The sequence below is a fragment of the Agarivorans sp. Alg241-V36 genome, from assembly GCF_900537085.1.
In the GTDB taxonomy this organism is placed as follows: domain Bacteria; phylum Pseudomonadota; class Gammaproteobacteria; order Enterobacterales; family Celerinatantimonadaceae; genus Agarivorans.
In genome coordinates this window covers 1-17,399 of record NZ_UNRE01000013.1, presented here as the reverse complement: position 1 = coordinate 17,399, position 17,399 = coordinate 1, and the positions used below count along the sequence as shown (strand labels likewise).

Below are 17,399 nucleotides of genomic sequence, written 5' to 3'. Positions count from 1 at the left end.
CACCCGAGACAGACCAATCATAGTTGAATTAGTTTACTTTGCGTCAACAATAGCATCAGCAACATTTTTCGGCGCTTCGTTGTACTCTAGGAATTCCATAGAGTAAGAGGCTCGCCCCTGAGTTGCCGAACGTAGATCTGTAGCATAGCCGAACATTGCAGACAGCGGCACTTTAGACTTAACAATCTTTAAGCCCGCAGCCCCATCGTCCATGCCTTCAATTATGCCACGACGACGATTCAAGTCACCCACTACATCACCCATCCAATCTTCAGGGGTTGTAACTTCTACTTTCATCATCGGCTCGAGCAATACTGGATCAGCGTCCAATGCACCTTTCTTAAAGCCCATTGCACCGGCAATTTTAAACGCCATTTCGTTAGAGTCAACATCGTGGAATGAACCATCGAATAAAGTAACTTTAACATCAAGTAGCGGATAACCTGCCAATACACCCTGATCCATCTGCTCTTTACAGCCTTTATCAACAGCTGGGATGTATTCTTTAGGAACAGCACCACCAACGATTTCGTTGACAAATTCGTAACCAGCACCTGGCTCTAGAGGTTCCATACGTAACCAAACGTGACCGTATTGACCACGACCACCTGATTGACGAACGAACTTTCCTTCTACTTCAACTTGCTTGCGAATTGCTTCGCGATAAGCAACTTGAGGTTTACCTACATTACAATCCACGCTAAATTCGCGTTTCATGCGATCTACGATGATATCTAAGTGTAACTCACCCATACCAGAGATAAGGGTTTGTCCAGATTCTTCGTTAGTTTCTACGCGGAACGACGGATCCTCTGCGGCCAATTTGCCTAAGGCTACACCCATTTTTTCTTGGTCAGCTTTAGTACGAGGCTCTACGGCAATTTGAATTACCGGTTCAGGGAATTCCATACGTTCAAGAATCACTTTACGGTTCATATCACATAAAGTGTCACCCGTGGTTACGTCTTTAAGACCAATAGCCGCGGCGATATCGCCAGCACGAACTTCTTTGATCTCTTTACGATCGTTTGAATGCATTTGCACCATACGACCTAGACGTTCACGTTTTTGTTTAACCGAGTTATACACCGCAGTGCCGGTTTCTACCGTCCCCGAATAAACACGCATAAAGGTTAGCGTCCCCACAAAAGGGTCGGTGGCAATTTTAAACGCTAATGCCGCAAACGGCGCGTCGTCTTCTGCCGGACAAGCAACTTCATTGTCCTTTTCGTCTGTTCCTTTAATTGCTTCAACGTGGTTTGGAGCAGGCAAATATTCAACAACGGCATCAAGCACTGCCTGAACACCTTTGTTTTTAAATGCGCTACCACAAGTCGCTAGCACGATCTCATTATTTAGCGTGCGCTTACGCAAACCAAACTTGATTTCGGTTTCAGTTAACTCGCCTTCTTCAAGATACTTATCCATTAACTCATCGGTAGCTTCTGCCGCTGCTTCCACGAGTTCTTCGTGTAAGGCTTCTGCACGTTCTACAAGATGAGCCGGAATATCTTCGTAGCTGAAGGTGGTACCTTGGTCGGCTTCGTTCCAGTTAATGGCCTTCATTTTAATCAGGTCAATAACACCAACAAATTCGTCCTCAGCGCCTATGTTCAACTGAATAGGTACACAGTTAGCACCTAAGCGATCACGGATTTGATCAATTACTCGTTCAAAGTCTGCACCAGCTCTATCCATTTTGTTCACGAATACCATTCGTGGAACAGAATATTTATCAGCTTGGCGCCACACTGTTTCTGATTGAGGTTCAACACCAGATGAACCACAAAATACAACAACTGCTCCATCTAATACGCGCAATGAACGTTCAACTTCAATAGTGAAGTCAACGTGTCCAGGGGTATCGATGATATTAATACGGTGTTCGTCGTACTGGGCGTTCATACCACGCCAAAAGGTGGTAGTAGCCGCAGAGGTGATGGTAATACCGCGTTCTTGCTCTTGCTCCATCCAGTCCATGGTGGCTGCGCCATCATGCACCTCACCAATTTTGTGAGATAGACCGGTGTAGAAAAGGACACGTTCTGTAGTTGTTGTTTTGCCAGCGTCAACATGAGCAACAATACCAATGTTACGGTAGCGCTCAATTGGAGTTGTACGAGCCATTGTTATCCTCTTGCTAAGGAAACTTCCTTAGTCTCACATAGAAAGTAGCGCAGCTGCTAAGCAGCTGCGCAACCAATTACCAGCGGTAATGTGCAAACGCTTTGTTTGCGTCGGCCATACGGTGAACGTCTTCACGTTTCTTAACCGCAGAACCTTTGTTTTCGGCTGCGTCTAGGATTTCACCCGCTAGACGTAAAGCCATAGATTTTTCACCACGTTTACGTGCTGCATCTACCATCCAACGCATACCTAGAGTGTTGCGACGTACTGGACGTACTTCAACAGGTACTTGGTAAGTAGAACCACCTACACGGCGAGATTTAACCTCTACCGATGGGCGCACGTTTTCAAGAGCAATTTCAAAAACTTCTTGGTGAGACTTGCCTGATTTCTCAGCAGCAGCGTCTAATGCACCGTATACAATTTTTTCTGAAATTGATTTTTTACCATCAACCATTACTACGTTGATGAACTTAGCCAGTAGTTCTGATCCGAACTTAGGATCTGGCAAGATTTTGCGTTGACCGATCACTCGACGTCTTGGCATTTTAATATCTCCGGTTTGCTTCAGGTTTCCCCAAAACGAATTTTAAAAAAAATTTCGCTATAACTAAATGTTTGGCCTTACTTAACGGAGAGCCGTTATGACTTAGGACGTTTAGCGCCGTACTTTGAACGTCCTTGACGACGATCACTTACGCCAGCACAGTCTAACGCGCCGCGTACGGTGTGATAACGCACACCTGGTAAATCTTTAACACGACCACCGCGAATAAGAATTACGCTGTGCTCTTGTAGGTTGTGACCTTCACCACCGATGTAAGAAGTTACTTCGAATCCGTTAGTTAAACGAACACGAGCTACTTTACGTAGTGCTGAGTTTGGTTTCTTTGGTGTGGTGGTATATACACGAGTACATACACCACGACGTTGTGGACACGCAGCTAGTGCTGGTACGTTGCTTTTAGCAACCTTACTTGCACGTGGCTTGCGAACCAACTGGTTAATCGTTGCCATTCGAAATAGCTCCTGAAATTACATTTAAACATGTGAAAAAATCTACCCCAATTTTGGGGAGGCGAAATTTTATGCGCTTGTAGCTGAAGAGTCAAGGCTTGCAATGATCACAAGTTTGATATTTTTGATGATTGGGAGCTAGGCTACCAAGTTAATGAAGGCGTATATTGCTCGGTAAGTTTTACTAAACCTTGGTAATCTATTAGCACGCTATCGCAAACCTCGATACCTCTAGCATTCACATCAGCGCGTAACACTGAGACTCTGCCAGATTGAGCTAGCTCCTGTAAACGCCTGTCATCACGCTGCCAAGCATATACAGCATCTTCGATGAGCACTAGGTGGCCATCGTTTTCTAGCTGGCTAATGCAGCGTTCATAACTATCACTTGCATAAGGATGTCGCATAATATGTAGCATGCTAAAACCTCAATATTGCATGAGCGTGACAGCTTTCTAAATAGAACTGTTTTGCTTGTTTAACTCTAACGCTAATAGCAAGTTGTTCTAAAGAAAGGCCTCGTTCATGCAAGGATTGCTGATCAACGTAGATCTCTTCCACGTCATAAAGATCTAACAGACCATAAGTAGGTAATGCATCTCGCTGCTTAATCTCATTAGGGTTTTGGCCACAGACTAGTTGATAAACTCCATCGCCTTCAAAAAACACCACGATATCTTCCGACACCGCTGAAGCAGCCAAAGCAGCATCTAGTGACTCGCGAGCAGCAGAGCTGCCATGAGGGGCGCTACTAAATATGAAAACCAATGGTTTACTCATAAGTGCACCACTCTATCGCTAGTTAGCATAGCAGTGGCCATTTCGGCTAAGCCGGACATTTCAAACTGACTATCCATGTTAGCCAGTAATTGATTGGCAGCGGCTTCGTCTTCGCCAATTACCCCTCTGCGATAGGCAGCAGCGCTGCATACCAATAAAGAACAAGTCGACGCTGCTTTTAAATCAAGCCACTGCTGATGAATATTAAGCTCATCACTTGCCGGCAAGGAGGTTGATAAGCCGTTGCTAACCCCATCCAAATAGAAAAACACCGTTTTAAGTTGGTGGCCGGCATTTAGCAGTGCTTGGGCGAAGTTAAGCGCAGAGGCGCTACCCTGCTTGCCGTATAACGGGCTAGTAACCACTAAGGTATAAGTAAGGCTCATAAACTATTTAATATGGGCGATAGCTTCTACTTCTACTAATACATCTTTGGGTAAACGTGCCACTTCTACGCACGAGCGCGCCGGAGCGCTCTCTGGGAAGTAGCTGGCGTATACTTCGTTAAAGGCAACAAAGTTGGCCATATCACTCAAAAAGCAGGTAGTTTTAAATACTGTCGACGAGTCTGCACCTGCAGCGGCTAATACAGCCATAAGGTTTTCCATTACTTGTTTGGTTTGCTCGCTTATACCACCGGATACAATTTCCATTGACTCAGGATCTAGTGGGATTTGCCCGGAAGTGAATACTAGCTCATCAATTTTGGTCGCTTGAGAATATGGGCCAATAGCGGCTGGGGCTGCTTCGGTTGATACGATTTGTTTGCTCATAAAATGCTCTGCGTTTTATTGTTTTTAAAAACGGAGTCTGTGACGAACGCCAACACTTGTCAAATATTTTGCGGTGAGATAGTTAATCTCAGGCATTAAAAAAGGCAGCCAATGGCTGCCTTTTTAACTAACGAGAGTAAGTAATTACTCTGCTTCGCCACCAGGTGCTGCATTTAGTAACGCAGCTAAGTTATCAGCGGCTTCATCTGCAGTAATTGGTGCTGGAGCTTCAGACTGATTGCGACGATTCTCATGGTAAGAATAACCAGTACCTGCAGGAATCAAGCGACCAACAATAACGTTCTCTTTAAGACCGCGTAGTTCGTCCTGTTTACCACCCACAGCTGCTTCAGTAAGCACGCGAGTAGTTTCTTGGAACGATGCCGCAGAAATAAACGATTCTGTTGATAGCGATGCCTTAGTAATACCTAATAACTCACGACGGTATAGCGCAGGGCGTTTGCCTTCAGCTTCTAATTGACGATTCTCAATATTCACTCGGGCAACTTCAGCTTGCTCACCTAGCAAGAAGCTAGAATCACCAGCATCTAGAATCAAACACTTACGAAGCATTTGACGCACGATAGTTTCGATGTGCTTATCGTTAATCTTCACACCTTGTAAACGGTATACGTCTTGTACTTCGTTTACGATGTAGTTAGCTACAGGGCTAATGCCACGCAAGCGCAAAATGTCATGTGGTGATTCTGGGCCATCGGCAATTACTTCACCTTTAGCTACTTTCTCACCTTCAAACACGTTTAGGTTACGCCACTTAGGAATCATTTCTTCGTAAGCGTCACCTTCAGCTGGAGTAATCACCAAGCGGCGCTTACCTTTGGTTTCTTTACCGTAACTAATAGTACCGGTAATTTCTGCCAAAATAGCTGGCTCTTTAGGCTGACGAGCTTCGAACAAGTCGGCTACGCGAGGTAGACCACCGGTAATATCTTTAGTACCGCTTGATTCTTGTGGGATACGAGCAATTGCATCACCAACGCCTACTTCAGCATTATCTTCTAAGTTTACAATCGCTTTTGCAGACAAGAAGTACTGAGCTGGAATATCGGTACCAGCAATAAGAACGTCGTTACCAGAACCATCTACCAATTTAACCATTGGACGCATTTCTTTACCAGCGCCAGGGCGCTCGTTAGGGTCCATAACGTTAATGCTAGAAAGACCAGTTAATTCATCAGTTTGACGGCTAACAGTTACGCCTTCAACCATGTCGATGAACTTAACGCGACCCGGTACTTCAGTAATAATTGGGTGTGTATGTGGGTCCCAGTTAGCAACTGTGTCGCCAGAGGTAACCGCACCACCGTCTACTACTTCAAGTACTGCACCGTATTGTAGTTTGTGGCTTTCTTTGGTTTGACCCATTTCGTCAATGATGGTCAATTCAGTAGAACGAGAGGTTACAACTAACTTGCCTTCGCTGTTAGTTACTACTTTAGCGTTGTGTAGCTTAATAGTACCTGCGTTCTTAACTTGAATGCTGTTCTCTGCTGCCGCACGCGATGCCGCACCACCAATGTGGAAAGTACGCATGGTAAGCTGAGTACCCGGCTCACCAATCGATTGTGCTGCAACAACACCAACCGCTTCGCCGCGACCAACCAAGTGGCCTCGAGCAAGGTCACGACCATAACAAAGGGCACATACACCAAAGTCATTAGCACAGCTAATTACTGAGCGTACCTTAACGGTATCCACTGAGTTTTCTTCAAGAAGGTCACACAGTTTTTCGTCAAGTAGAGTCTTGTCTTTAAGCAGTACTTCGTTCTCAGTACCAGGCTTAATAACATCGCCCACTAGAACACGACCAAGAACACGCTCACGCAATGGTTCAACAACGTCACCACCCTCAATGTGAGGAGTCATGATAATGCCTTCTTGAGTACCACAGTCAGTTTCGGTAACAACCAAATCCTGAGCTACGTCTACTAGACGACGTGTTAAGTAACCCGAGTTAGCGGTCTTCAATGCGGTATCGGCCAAACCTTTACGCGCACCGTGAGTTGAGATGAAGTACTGAAGTACGTTCAAACCTTCACGGAAGTTAGCCACAATCGGTGTTTCGATAATCGAACCATCCGGTTTAGCCATCAAGCCACGCATACCAGCTAGCTGACGAATCTGAGCAGCACTACCACGTGCGCCGGAATCGGCCATCATAAAGATACTGTTGAATGAGTCTTGATTCTCTTCTTCGCCATCTTTGTTGATAACAGTTTCGGTAGACAAGTTGTCCATCATCGCTTTCGATACTTTTTCGTTAGCCGAAGCCCAAATATCGATTACTTTGTTGTAACGCTCGCCTGCTGTTACCAAACCAGCTAGGAACTGCTCTTGAATTTCGCTTACTTCGTCACTGGCTTCTTCCACGATGTCTTTCTTAGCATCAGGAATTACCATGTCGTTAATACCTACAGAGGCACCAGACAAGGTTGCATAATGGAAACCGGTGTACATTAATTGGTCAGCAAAAATAACTGAGTGCTTAAGACCTAGTTTACGGTAACAGGTGTTTAGCAATCCTGAGATTTGCTTCTTACCCATTGACTGGTTAACTAAATCAAACGGCAAACCTTTAGGTACGATTAACCATAAAATGGCTCGACCAATGGTAGTTTGCTTAATTTCAGTTTTTTCGATTCTAGAGCCGTCTTCTGCTACTACAACCTCAGTGATACGTACGTTTACACGTGCGTGAATACTGGCTTGCTTAGCACGGTATAACTTTTCTGCCTCTTTAGGGCCAGAAAGGTACATACCTTCGCCTTCTGCGTTAACACGTTCACGAGTCATGTAGTACAGACCCAATACAACGTCTTGCGAAGGAACGATAATAGGCTCACCGTTAGCTGGTGAAAGTACGTTGTTAGTCGACATCATCAACGAACGTGCTTCTAACTGTGCTTCTAGGGTCAACGGTACGTGTACCGCCATTTGGTCCCCATCGAAGTCGGCGTTATAAGCCGCACACACTAGCGGGTGTAATTGAATTGCTTTACCTTCAATTAGCACAGGCTCAAAGGCTTGAATACCCAAACGGTGCAAGGTTGGTGCACGGTTAAGCAATACTGGGTGTTCACGGATAACTTCTTCAAGAATATCCCAAACTTCGCCGCCTTCACGCTCAACCATCTTCTTAGCAGCTTTAATCGTAGTAGCAAGACCACGAAGCTCTAACTTGCCGTAGATGAATGGTTTGAACAGCTCAAGTGCCATTTTCTTAGGTAGACCACACTGGTGTAGACGCAGTGTAGGACCAACGGTAATTACCGAACGACCTGAGTAATCTACACGCTTACCTAGCAAGTTCTGACGGAAACGACCTTGCTTACCTTTGATCATATCGGCCAAAGATTTAAGCGGACGTTTGTTAGAACCGGTAATTGCACGACCACGACGACCATTGTCTAACAAGGCATCTACTGCTTCTTGCAGCATACGTTTTTCGTTACGCACAATGATGTCTGGAGCAGCTAGGTCTAGTAGACGCTTCAAACGGTTGTTACGGTTGATTACACGACGGTATAAATCGTTCAAATCAGAAGTAGCAAAACGGCCGCCATCTAGTGGTACTAGTGGACGCAAATCTGGTGGAAGAACCGGCAATACGGTCATAATCATCCACTCAGGTTTATTACCTGAATCGCGAAACGCTTCCATAAGCTTAAGACGCTTAGTGGTCTTCTTACGCTTAGTTTCAGAGTTAGTTGTTTGTAACTCTTCGCGCATTACTTCGATTTCTTGGTCAAGCTCTAAATGACGCAATAAAGCTAATACAGCCTCTGCACCCATTTTAGCTTCAAACTCATCACCGTACTCTTCAAGTGAATCAAGGTAGGTTTCTTCGGTAAGCATTTGACCGCGCTCTAAGCTGGTCATGCCAGGTTCAGTCACTACAAATGATTCGAAGTAAAGTACACGCTCAATATCACGTAACGTCATATCTAGTAATAAACCAATACGCGATGGTAGTGATTTTAAGAACCAGATGTGAGCTACAGGAGAAGCTAGTTCAATGTGGCCCATACGGTCACGACGAACTTTAGACTGCGTAACTTCTACGCCACACTTCTCACAGATAACACCACGGTGTTTCAAACGCTTGTATTTACCACACAAACATTCGTAATCTTTAACTGGGCCGAAAATACGGGCACAGAATAAACCGTCACGCTCAGGCTTAAAGGTACGATAGTTAATCGTCTCTGGTTTCTTCACCTCACCAAACGACCAACTGCGGATCTGGTCTGGTGAAGCTAGGCCAATTTTAATGCCTTCAAACTCTTCGGTCTTGCTTTGTTGCTTAAGAAACTTAAGTAAATCTTTCACGTTTCTCTCCAGGTTGGAGTTAAACCTGGGGCGTTTCTAATGAAACGCCCGCCTTGCTTTTAATTCAGGTGAAGTCCTGTGCTTACAGCTCATCCAACTCAATGTTGATACCAAGAGAGCGGATCTCTTTGAGCAACACGTTGAACGACTCAGGCATGCCTGGCTCCATCTGGTGGTTACCGTCAACGATGTTCTTGTACATTTTAGTACGACCGTTAACGTCATCAGATTTAACCGTTAGCATTTCCTGTAGGGTGTAAGCGGCACCATATGCTTCTAGTGCCCATACTTCCATCTCACCGAAGCGCTGACCACCAAACTGTGCTTTACCACCTAGAGGCTGCTGAGTAACCAAGCTGTAAGAACCAGTAGAACGAGCGTGCATCTTGTCATCAACCAAGTGGTTAAGTTTCAACATGTACATGTAACCAACAGTTACAGGGCGCTCAAATTCTTGACCGGTACGGCCGTCACGTAACACGATTTGACCTGAATCAGGTAAGTCGGCTAAACGTAATAGCTCTTTAATTTCAGCTTCTTTAGCACCATCAAATGCCGGTGTTGCCATTGGCACACCACCACGTAGGTTTTTCGCCAGTGTCATTACTTCTTCATCAGTGAAGCTAGCAACGTCAACTTTAAGCGCGTCATCACCTACGTTGTACACTTTCTGGATGAAATCACGCAGTTTATCCATTTCGATTTCACGCTGAACTTTCAGCATTTCATCAATTTTCTCACCTACACCTTTAGCCGCTAAGCCTAAGTGGGTTTCTAGGATCTGACCGATGTTCATCCGCGACGGTACACCTAGTGGGTTCAAGCAGATGTCTACTGGGCGACCAGTTTCGTCATAAGGCATATCTTCACGAGGAACAATGGTAGAAATTACACCTTTGTTACCGTGACGACCGGCCATCTTGTCACCAGGTTGAATGCGACGTTTAACTGCTAAGTAAACTTTAACAATCTTCAGTACGCCAGGCGCCAAGTCATCACCTTGGGTGATCTTACGGCGCTTAATGTCGAACTGCTTGTCGAATTCAGCTTTAATTTCGTCGTATTGCGCAGCAATTTGCTCTAGCTGCGTTTGCGCGTCTTCATCGCTTAATGCGGCTTCTAGCCATTCTGCAGGTTGCTGGCGATCTAAGTCAGCTTCTGACTTACCCGCTGCAATCAATACAGATTTAGCACGAGCAAAGATACCTTCTTCAAGAATCTTGAATTCTTCGGTTAAATCTTTCTTCGCTTCTTTAAGCTGCATAGACTCAATTTCTTGAGCACGCTTGTCTTTTTCTACGCCATCGCGAGTAAAGACTTGAACGTCGATTACGGTACCGAATACAGAGTTAGGTACACGTAGTGATGTATCTTTAACATCAGACGCTTTTTCACCGAAGATAGCTCGCAATAGCTTCTCTTCAGGGGTTAATTGTGTTTCACCTTTAGGAGTAACTTTACCAACTAAGATGTCACCTGGCTTAACTTCAGCACCTACGTAAACAATGCCTGATTCATCAAGTTTGCTTAGTGCTGATTCACCAACATTTGGAATATCGGCTGAGATTTCTTCACTACCAAGCTTAGTATCACGAGCGATACAGCTTAACTCTTGAATGTGAATAGTAGTAAAGCGATCTTCTTTTACTACGTTCTCAGAAATACCGATTGAATCCTCAAAGTTGTAACCATTCCAAGGCATAAACGCTACGCGCATGTTTTGACCCAATGCCAACTCACCTAAGTCAGTTGAAGGACCATCTGCTAGTACGTCGCCTTTTGCAACACGCTCGCCAGATTTAACTACCGGGCGTTGGTTGATACAGGTGTTTTGGTTAGAACGGGTGTACTTAGTTAGGGTGTAAATGTCGATACCCGCTTCACCAGGAAGCATCTCTTCTTCATTTACTTTAACTACGATGCGGCTAGCATCTGCGTAGTCAACCGTACCGCCACGTTTAGATACAACAGTTACACCAGAGTCAACGGCTACAGCACGTTCAATACCAGTACCTACTAATGGCTTATCAGCGCGTAGTGTTGGTACTGCTTGACGTTGCATGTTAGAACCCATCAATGCACGGTTTGCATCATCGTGTTCTAGGAACGGAATCAACGATGCAGCAACAGAAATAATCTGTTGTGGACTTACGTCCATGTACTGAATTTGTTCAGTAGGCATGTAAGTTGACTCGCCCTTATGGCGACAAGGTACTAAATCAGTCTCAAGTAACTTACCGTTGGCATCGGCTTCAGCATTCGCCTGAGCGATCACGTAAGTGCCTTCATCTATCGCTGATAAGTAATCTACTTCGTCAGTGATTTGGCCTTCAATTACTTTACGGTAAGGGGTTTCTAGGAAACCAAACTCATTGGTGCGAGAGTAAACCGCTAATGAGTTAATCAAACCAATGTTTGGACCTTCCGGAGTTTCAATCGGACATAAACGACCGTAGTGCGTTGGGTGTACATCTCGCACTTCAAAGCCGGCACGTTCACGAGTCAAACCACCAGGGCCTAATGCAGAAACACGACGCTTGTGTGTTACTTCAGAAAGCGGGTTGTTTTGGTCCATGAACTGAGACAATTGGCTTGAACCAAAGAACTCTTTAACTGCTGCCGAAATCGGCTTAGCGTTAATTAAGTCTTGTGGCATCAATGCATCAAGGTCACCTAAGCTTAAACGCTCTTTAACAGCACGTTCTACACGCACTAAACCAACGCGGAATTGGTTTTCAGCCATTTCGCCTACGCTACGAATACGACGGTTACCTAGGTGGTCGATATCATCAACCTCACCACGGCCGTTACGAATTTCGATTAGCGTTTGCATAACTTTAACGATGTCTTGCTTATCAAGCACACCAGCTACCGAACCGTCTTCACGGCCTACGCGGCTGTTGAACTTCATGCGGCCAACCGTTGATAAGTCGTAGCGGTCGCCGTTAAAGAATAAGTTCTCAAACAAGGCTTCGGCTGCGTCTTTTGTTGGTGGCTCGCCAGGGCGCATCATACGGTAAATTTCAACTAGCGCTTCAAGGCGATTAGTTGAAGAATCTACACGTAAAGTATCTGAAATAAATGAACCGTGGTCTAAATCATTTGTGTAAATGGTTTTTAGAACCTTGTGGCCCGCTTCAGACAATGCAGCAATTAACTCTAGGGTTAATTCACTGTTAGCTTCAGCAACAACTTCACCAGTAGTTTCATCAATATACTCTTCAGCCAAAACTTTATCCGCTAGGTACTCAACCGGCACTTCGATTTGCTCGACGCCTGATTTTTCCAATTGACGAATGTGGCGGGCAGTTACACGACGGCCTGTTTCAATTAATACTTCGCCGTTTAGCATAACGTCGAAAGAAACAGTATCACCGCGCAAACGCGCAGGAACCAACTCCATCATTACCTTGCCGTCTTTTAACTCAAAAGCGGTGGTATCGAAGAAGGTCTCTAGAATCTCTTGCGTAGTCATTTCTAACGCGCGCAGGATAATAGATGCTGGAAGTTTACGACGACGGTCGATACGAACAAACAAGTTGTCCTTAGGATCGAATTCGAAGTCTAACCATGAACCACGGTAAGGAATAACGCGAGCGTTATATAACACTTTACCTGATGAGTGTGTTTTACCACGGTCGTGATCGTAGAATACACCAGGACTACGGTGTAACTGAGATACGATAACACGCTCGGTACCGTTAATTACAAAGGTACCGTTACCTGTCATCAATGGGATTTCACCCATGTATACTTCTTGCTCTTTGATGTCTTTAACCGTGCCAGCCGGAGCTTCACGATCAAACAACACTAAACGCAATTTAACGCGCAAGGGAGCAGAGTAGGTGACTCCACGAATTTGACATTCTTTAACGTCAAAAACCGGCTCGCCAAGACGATAGCTAACATATTGTAGCTCTGAATATCCTGAATAACTGGCAATCGGGAATACACTGCGGAATGCAGCTTCCAGCCCATACTCGCCTTCAGGATCGATCTCTATGAATTTCTCAAAAGAGTCAAGCTGTATTGAAAGCAGGTAAGGCGTGTCCACTACTTGAGGACGTTTTCCAAAGTCCTTACGAATGCGTTTTTTCTCTGTATAAGAGTAAACCATATGGTTCCTCAGCTCGCTGATAAGTGACCCACTCTGTCCGCAAAATCTGGGACAGTTCTTACATACCGTTTGTCATTGTCGAAGAGAATTTCTTCTCTAAGTTTTTTGCTAGGCGCACCACCTAAAACGGTGATAAAAAAGACGGCGTCCTACAGCGCAAAAAGGCCGGTGGTTAAATAACCACCAGCCATAGCCTATAAAGGCTGCAATCTACTTATAGGTAGATTACTTAAGCTCAACAGAAGCACCAGCTTCTTCAAGAGCAGCTTTAAGAGCTTCAGCTTCGTCTTTCTCAACGCCTTCTTTGATTGCAGCAGGAGCTGAATCAACAAGACCTTTAGCTTCTTTCAGGCCTAGACCTGTAGCCGCACGTACCGCTTTAATAGCAGCAACTTTGTTAGCGCCTGGAGCAGTTAAGATTACGTCGAATTCTGATTGCTCTTCAGCAGCAGCACCAGCGTCACCAGCAACAGCAACAGCTGCAGCAGCAGATACGCCGAACTTCTCTTCCATAGCTTCGATTAGTTCAACAACGTCCATTACTGACATTTCAGCAACAGCTTCGATAATTTGGTCTTTAGTGATAGACATGACTCAAATTCCTAAATTCAATTAAATTTATAAAATAATGTAGCAACAAGCAAATTATGCTGCTTCTGACTCTTTTTGATCGCGTAGTGCGGCCAGAGTGCGAACCAGCTTGCCGGCAGAAGCTTCTTTCATAGTTGCCATTAACTTGGCAATTGCTTCGTCGTAAGTTGGTAGTTTTGCAAGAACGTTTACGTCTGCTAATGCACCTTCAAATGCTGCTGCACGTACTTCAAAGTTGTCTTGCTCTTTAGCGAAGTCTGTAAATAGACGCGCTGCAGCACCTGGGTGCTCGTTAGAGAAGGCAATTAAAGTAGGACCAGAGAATGAATCTGTAAGACATTCTAGGTCTGTGCCAGCTACTGCACGGCGAGCAAGGGTATTACGTACCACTTGCATAGATACGCCAGCTTCACGTGCTTTAGCACGAAGTGAAGTCATCGCATCTACAGTTACGCCACGTGAATCAGCAACTACTGCAGAAAGTGCACCTTTGGCAGCTTCGTTGACGCCAGCAACAATTTGCTTCTTGTCTTCGAGTCTTAAGGCCATTGGCTTTACTCCTGGATTCCAATACCAGATAAATCTGGTGTTTACTTCCCTCTAAGTCATTAGATTTAGAGGCCTTTACGGTTTGGTTGTCCAGAATAAAAAATTATTCTTGGGTTTCCTCACCATCTACGTAGGAGATTAAGCTAGAAACTAGCACCTACGGTCTTGGATGAGGGCATAAGCCCTGACCCATAAATACAAAGCGCAAAATGATAGTATAAATTTTGCGCTTTGTAAATGATTAAGCTTGAGTATCTAAAGTAGCTACATCAACAGTTAGACCAGCACCCATAGTGGTTGATAGGCTAACTTTCTTGATGAATTGACCTTTAGATTGAGCAGGTTTTGCTTTTTTAAGAGCAACAACCAATGCTTCAAGGTTCTCTTTAAGCTTGTCAGCATCAAAATCGGCTTTACCAATAGTAGTATGGATAATACCGTTTTTGTCGTTGCGGTAACGAATCTGACCCGCTTTAGCTAGTTTAACTGCATCAGCTACGTTAGGAGTAACTGTACCCACTTTAGGGTTTGGCATTAAACCACGTGGACCTAGGATTTGACCTAGTTGACCAACAACGCGCATTGCATCTGGAGAAGCAATTACTACGTCGAAGTCCATCTCACCGGCTTTAACTTGTGCAGCTAAATCGTCCATACCAACTACGTCAGCACCAGCTTCAGTAGCGGCTTCGGCGTTAGCACCTTGAGTAAATACAGCAACACGAACGTTACGACCAGTACCGTGTGGTAGTACAGTTGCACCACGAACGTTTTGGTCAGATTTACGTGGGTCAACGCCTAGGTTAACCGCTGCATCTACGCTTTCTAGGAACTTAGCTGACGCTAGTTCTTTAAGAAGAGCAACAGCTTCGTTTACTGAGTATTCTTTTGTTGAATCAACTTTTTCGTTGATCGCACGCATGCGCTTAGAAAGTTTTGCCATCGTATTAGCCCTCTACAACCAAGCCCATAGAACGGGCAGAACCTTCAATTGAACGTACCATTGCGTCTACGTCAGCACCAGTCATATCTACTGCTTTAGTATTAACAATCTCTTCTAGTTGAGCGCGTGTTACTTTGCCAACTTTATCTTTGTTTGGAACACCAGAACCAGACTTGATGCCAGCCGCTTTCTTCAATAAGTAAGAAGCAGGTGGAGTTTTGGTTTCAAAAGTGAAAGAACGGTCAGCATATACAGTAATTACTACTGGTACTGGCGCGCCTTTTTCAATTGAATCTGTTTTCGCGTTGAATGCTTTACAGAATTCCATGATGTTTACACCATGTTGACCTAGAGCAGGACCAACTGGTGGTGACGGGTTTGCGGCACCCGCAGCAACTTGAAGCTTAATATAAGCTTGGACTTTTTTAGCCATTTTAAATTTACCTTATTTTGGGTTCAAACGCCTTTCGCACATGCGATTAGCTTCCCGATAGAACAAAGGGCAGCGGATTATAGTCGATCCCCTGCCCTAAAAACAACTGATTGTTTATTTTTTATCAGCCTTTCTCGATTTGTCCGAATTCTAGCTCTACTGGTGTAGCTCGTCCGAAAATCAATACTGATACTTTTACGCGGCTTTTTTCGTAATCCACTTCTTCGATAGTACCGTTGAAGTCGGCGAATGGGCCATCGGTAACACGAACCACTTCGCCTGGTTCGAATAGAGTTTTTGGTCTTGGCTTATCACTGGTTTCATCCAAGCGATCCAAGATAGCTTTGGCTTCTTTATCTGAGATTGGTGCTGGGCGCTCGGCCGTTCCACCAATAAAGCCTAGTACCCGCGGCACACTTTTAACCAAGTGCCAGCTTTCGTCGTTTAGATCCATTTGAACCAAAACGTAACCAGGGAAGAACTTGCGCTCACTCTTACGTTTTTGACCGGCGCGCATTTCAACTACTTCTTCAGTCGGTACTAGAATCTCACCAAAAGAATCTTCCATAGAATGGATTTGAATGTACTCTTTTAATGATTTAGATACGCGAGCTTCATAGCCAGAAAAAGCCTGAACCACGTACCAACGCAATTTGCGCTCTTCAGTCATTAGATACCTACCCCTGTTACAAAGGCAACTAGGCGAACCAATATCGCATCTAGGCCCCACAAAATTAGTGACATGAATGCAGTAGCAGCTAATACAATCATGGTAGTTTGAATGGCTTCTTGACGAGTAGGCCAGATCACCTTACGCACTTCCATACGCGACTCTTTAGCAAATTCGAAGGCTTGCTTACCTTTATTGGTTTGCGAGGCAATGCCTAAAGCGGCAATCACGGCAATCACTACACCGATTACGCGAACCAAAATCGACATATCTGTATATAGGTAGTTACCTACAACAGCGGCAATTAAAATTAGAGCAGCTAATGCCCATTTTAGGCCATCTAACGACCCACTTTGGTTTTCAGTACTGGTACTCATCAAACAACCTACAAATAATCCCACAAAATCATAAATCCCTTACATAGGGATAGTGGCAGGGGTGGAGAGATTCGAACTCCCAACATTCGGATTTGGAATCCGACGTTCTGCCATTGGAACTACACCCCTATAGCACGAAGCCCGACATTATAGGCACTTTGTATCAAGATTGTAACCCTTCAATGTCGAAAAAACGCGACTAGGCAAGTATTAAGTTATCGGTACATTTATAACCGCAAAGCTAAACTTAAAGATCTTACCTTAAAAAACAAAAAAGGCCGCTTACGCGACCTTTTTTCTTGCTGTGCTATTCTTCTTATTCGAAGATTTTAGCTACAACACCCGCACCTACTGTACGGCCACCTTCACGGATTGCGAAGCGTAAACCTTCGTCCATCGCGATTGGGCAGATTAGCTCTACAACAAATTTCAAGTTGTCGCCTGGCATTACCATTTCTACGCCTTCAGGAAGCTCTACTGCGCCTGTTACGTCAGTTGTACGGAAGTAGAACTGTGGACGGTAGCCTTTGAAGAATGGCGTGTGACGGCCACCTTCGTCTTTGCTTAGTACGTATACTTCAGCTTCGAACTTGGTGTGTGGAGTAATTGAACCTGGAGCTGCCAATACTTGACTACGTTGTACGTCTTCACCTTTAGTACCCCGTAGTAGTA

Annotated in this window: 15 protein-coding genes, 1 tRNA gene and 1 pseudogene; all 17 read right to left on the bottom strand. The window is 44.8% G+C overall.

What is annotated here, in order from left to right; genetic code table 11:
* Positions 1–33: 33 nt before the first annotated feature.
* Positions 34–2,127 carry an elongation factor G gene (gene fusA, locus G6R11_RS21355; protein WP_163135255.1) on the bottom strand — a complete coding sequence of 698 codons (2,094 nt, stop codon included), beginning with the start codon at positions 2,125–2,127 and terminating at the stop codon, positions 34–36.
* A 76-nt stretch (positions 2,128–2,203) separates the two neighbouring features.
* Positions 2,204–2,674 (bottom strand): 30S ribosomal protein S7, encoded by a 471-nt coding sequence (rpsG, locus tag G6R11_RS21350; protein WP_163135253.1) that lies wholly within the window; start codon positions 2,672–2,674, stop codon positions 2,204–2,206.
* A 95-nt stretch (positions 2,675–2,769) separates the two neighbouring features.
* Positions 2,770–3,144 carry a 30S ribosomal protein S12 gene (rpsL, locus tag G6R11_RS21345; RefSeq protein WP_016404065.1) on the bottom strand — a complete coding sequence of 125 codons (375 nt, stop codon included), beginning with the start codon at positions 3,142–3,144 and terminating at the stop codon, positions 2,770–2,772.
* A gap of 143 nt (positions 3,145–3,287) precedes the next feature.
* On the bottom strand, positions 3,288–3,563 hold the full coding sequence (gene tusB, locus G6R11_RS21340) for a sulfurtransferase complex subunit TusB (protein WP_163135251.1): 276 nt from the start codon (positions 3,561–3,563) through the stop codon (positions 3,288–3,290).
* 1 nt (position 3,564) lies between these two features.
* A complete protein-coding gene (tusC, locus tag G6R11_RS21335) occupies positions 3,565–3,924 on the bottom strand; it encodes a sulfurtransferase complex subunit TusC (protein ID WP_163135249.1) in 360 nt (119 codons plus the stop codon).
* The gene (tusD, locus tag G6R11_RS21330; RefSeq protein ID WP_163135247.1) at positions 3,921–4,310 is read right to left on the bottom strand and encodes a sulfurtransferase complex subunit TusD; all 390 of its coding nucleotides are present in this window, start codon (positions 4,308–4,310) and stop codon (positions 3,921–3,923) included. Before tusD ends, tusC begins: the two co-directional genes overlap by 4 nt.
* Positions 4,311–4,313: 3 nt before the next feature.
* A complete protein-coding gene (locus G6R11_RS21325; RefSeq protein WP_163135245.1) occupies positions 4,314–4,697 on the bottom strand; it encodes a RidA family protein in 384 nt (127 codons plus the stop codon).
* Between the two features lie 144 nt (positions 4,698–4,841).
* Positions 4,842–9,047 carry a DNA-directed RNA polymerase subunit beta' gene (gene rpoC, locus G6R11_RS21320; RefSeq protein WP_163135243.1) on the bottom strand — a complete coding sequence of 1,402 codons (4,206 nt, stop codon included), beginning with the start codon at positions 9,045–9,047 and terminating at the stop codon, positions 4,842–4,844.
* Between the two features lie 82 nt (positions 9,048–9,129).
* Positions 9,130–13,164, bottom strand: coding sequence for a DNA-directed RNA polymerase subunit beta (gene rpoB / locus G6R11_RS21315; protein ID WP_163135241.1), 4,035 nt, complete (start codon positions 13,162–13,164; stop codon positions 9,130–9,132).
* Between the two features lie 225 nt (positions 13,165–13,389).
* A complete protein-coding gene (gene rplL, locus G6R11_RS21310) occupies positions 13,390–13,755 on the bottom strand; it encodes a 50S ribosomal protein L7/L12 (RefSeq protein ID WP_163135239.1) in 366 nt (121 codons plus the stop codon).
* A 54-nt stretch (positions 13,756–13,809) separates the two neighbouring features.
* Complete coding sequence (gene rplJ / locus G6R11_RS21305; protein WP_163135238.1) at positions 13,810–14,304, bottom strand: 50S ribosomal protein L10; 495 nt, start codon at positions 14,302–14,304, stop codon at positions 13,810–13,812.
* 241 nt (positions 14,305–14,545) lie between these two features.
* The gene (gene rplA, locus G6R11_RS21300; protein WP_016404041.1) at positions 14,546–15,247 is read right to left on the bottom strand and encodes a 50S ribosomal protein L1; all 702 of its coding nucleotides are present in this window, start codon (positions 15,245–15,247) and stop codon (positions 14,546–14,548) included.
* A gap of 4 nt (positions 15,248–15,251) precedes the next feature.
* A complete protein-coding gene (rplK, locus tag G6R11_RS21295) occupies positions 15,252–15,680 on the bottom strand; it encodes a 50S ribosomal protein L11 (protein WP_163135236.1) in 429 nt (142 codons plus the stop codon).
* A 124-nt stretch (positions 15,681–15,804) separates the two neighbouring features.
* Positions 15,805–16,350, bottom strand: a complete 546-nt coding sequence (gene nusG / locus G6R11_RS21290; RefSeq protein ID WP_016404043.1) for a transcription termination/antitermination protein NusG — start codon at positions 16,348–16,350, stop codon at positions 15,805–15,807.
* The gene (secE, locus tag G6R11_RS21285; protein WP_016404044.1) at positions 16,350–16,727 is read right to left on the bottom strand and encodes a preprotein translocase subunit SecE; all 378 of its coding nucleotides are present in this window, start codon (positions 16,725–16,727) and stop codon (positions 16,350–16,352) included. The genes nusG and secE overlap by 1 nt, the downstream gene beginning before the upstream one ends.
* 53 nt (positions 16,728–16,780) lie before the next feature.
* A tRNA-Trp gene (locus G6R11_RS21280) sits at positions 16,781–16,856 on the bottom strand.
* A 187-nt stretch (positions 16,857–17,043) separates the two neighbouring features.
* A pseudogene (tuf, locus tag G6R11_RS21275) lies at positions 17,044–17,399 on the bottom strand (elongation factor Tu); the annotation flags it as partial.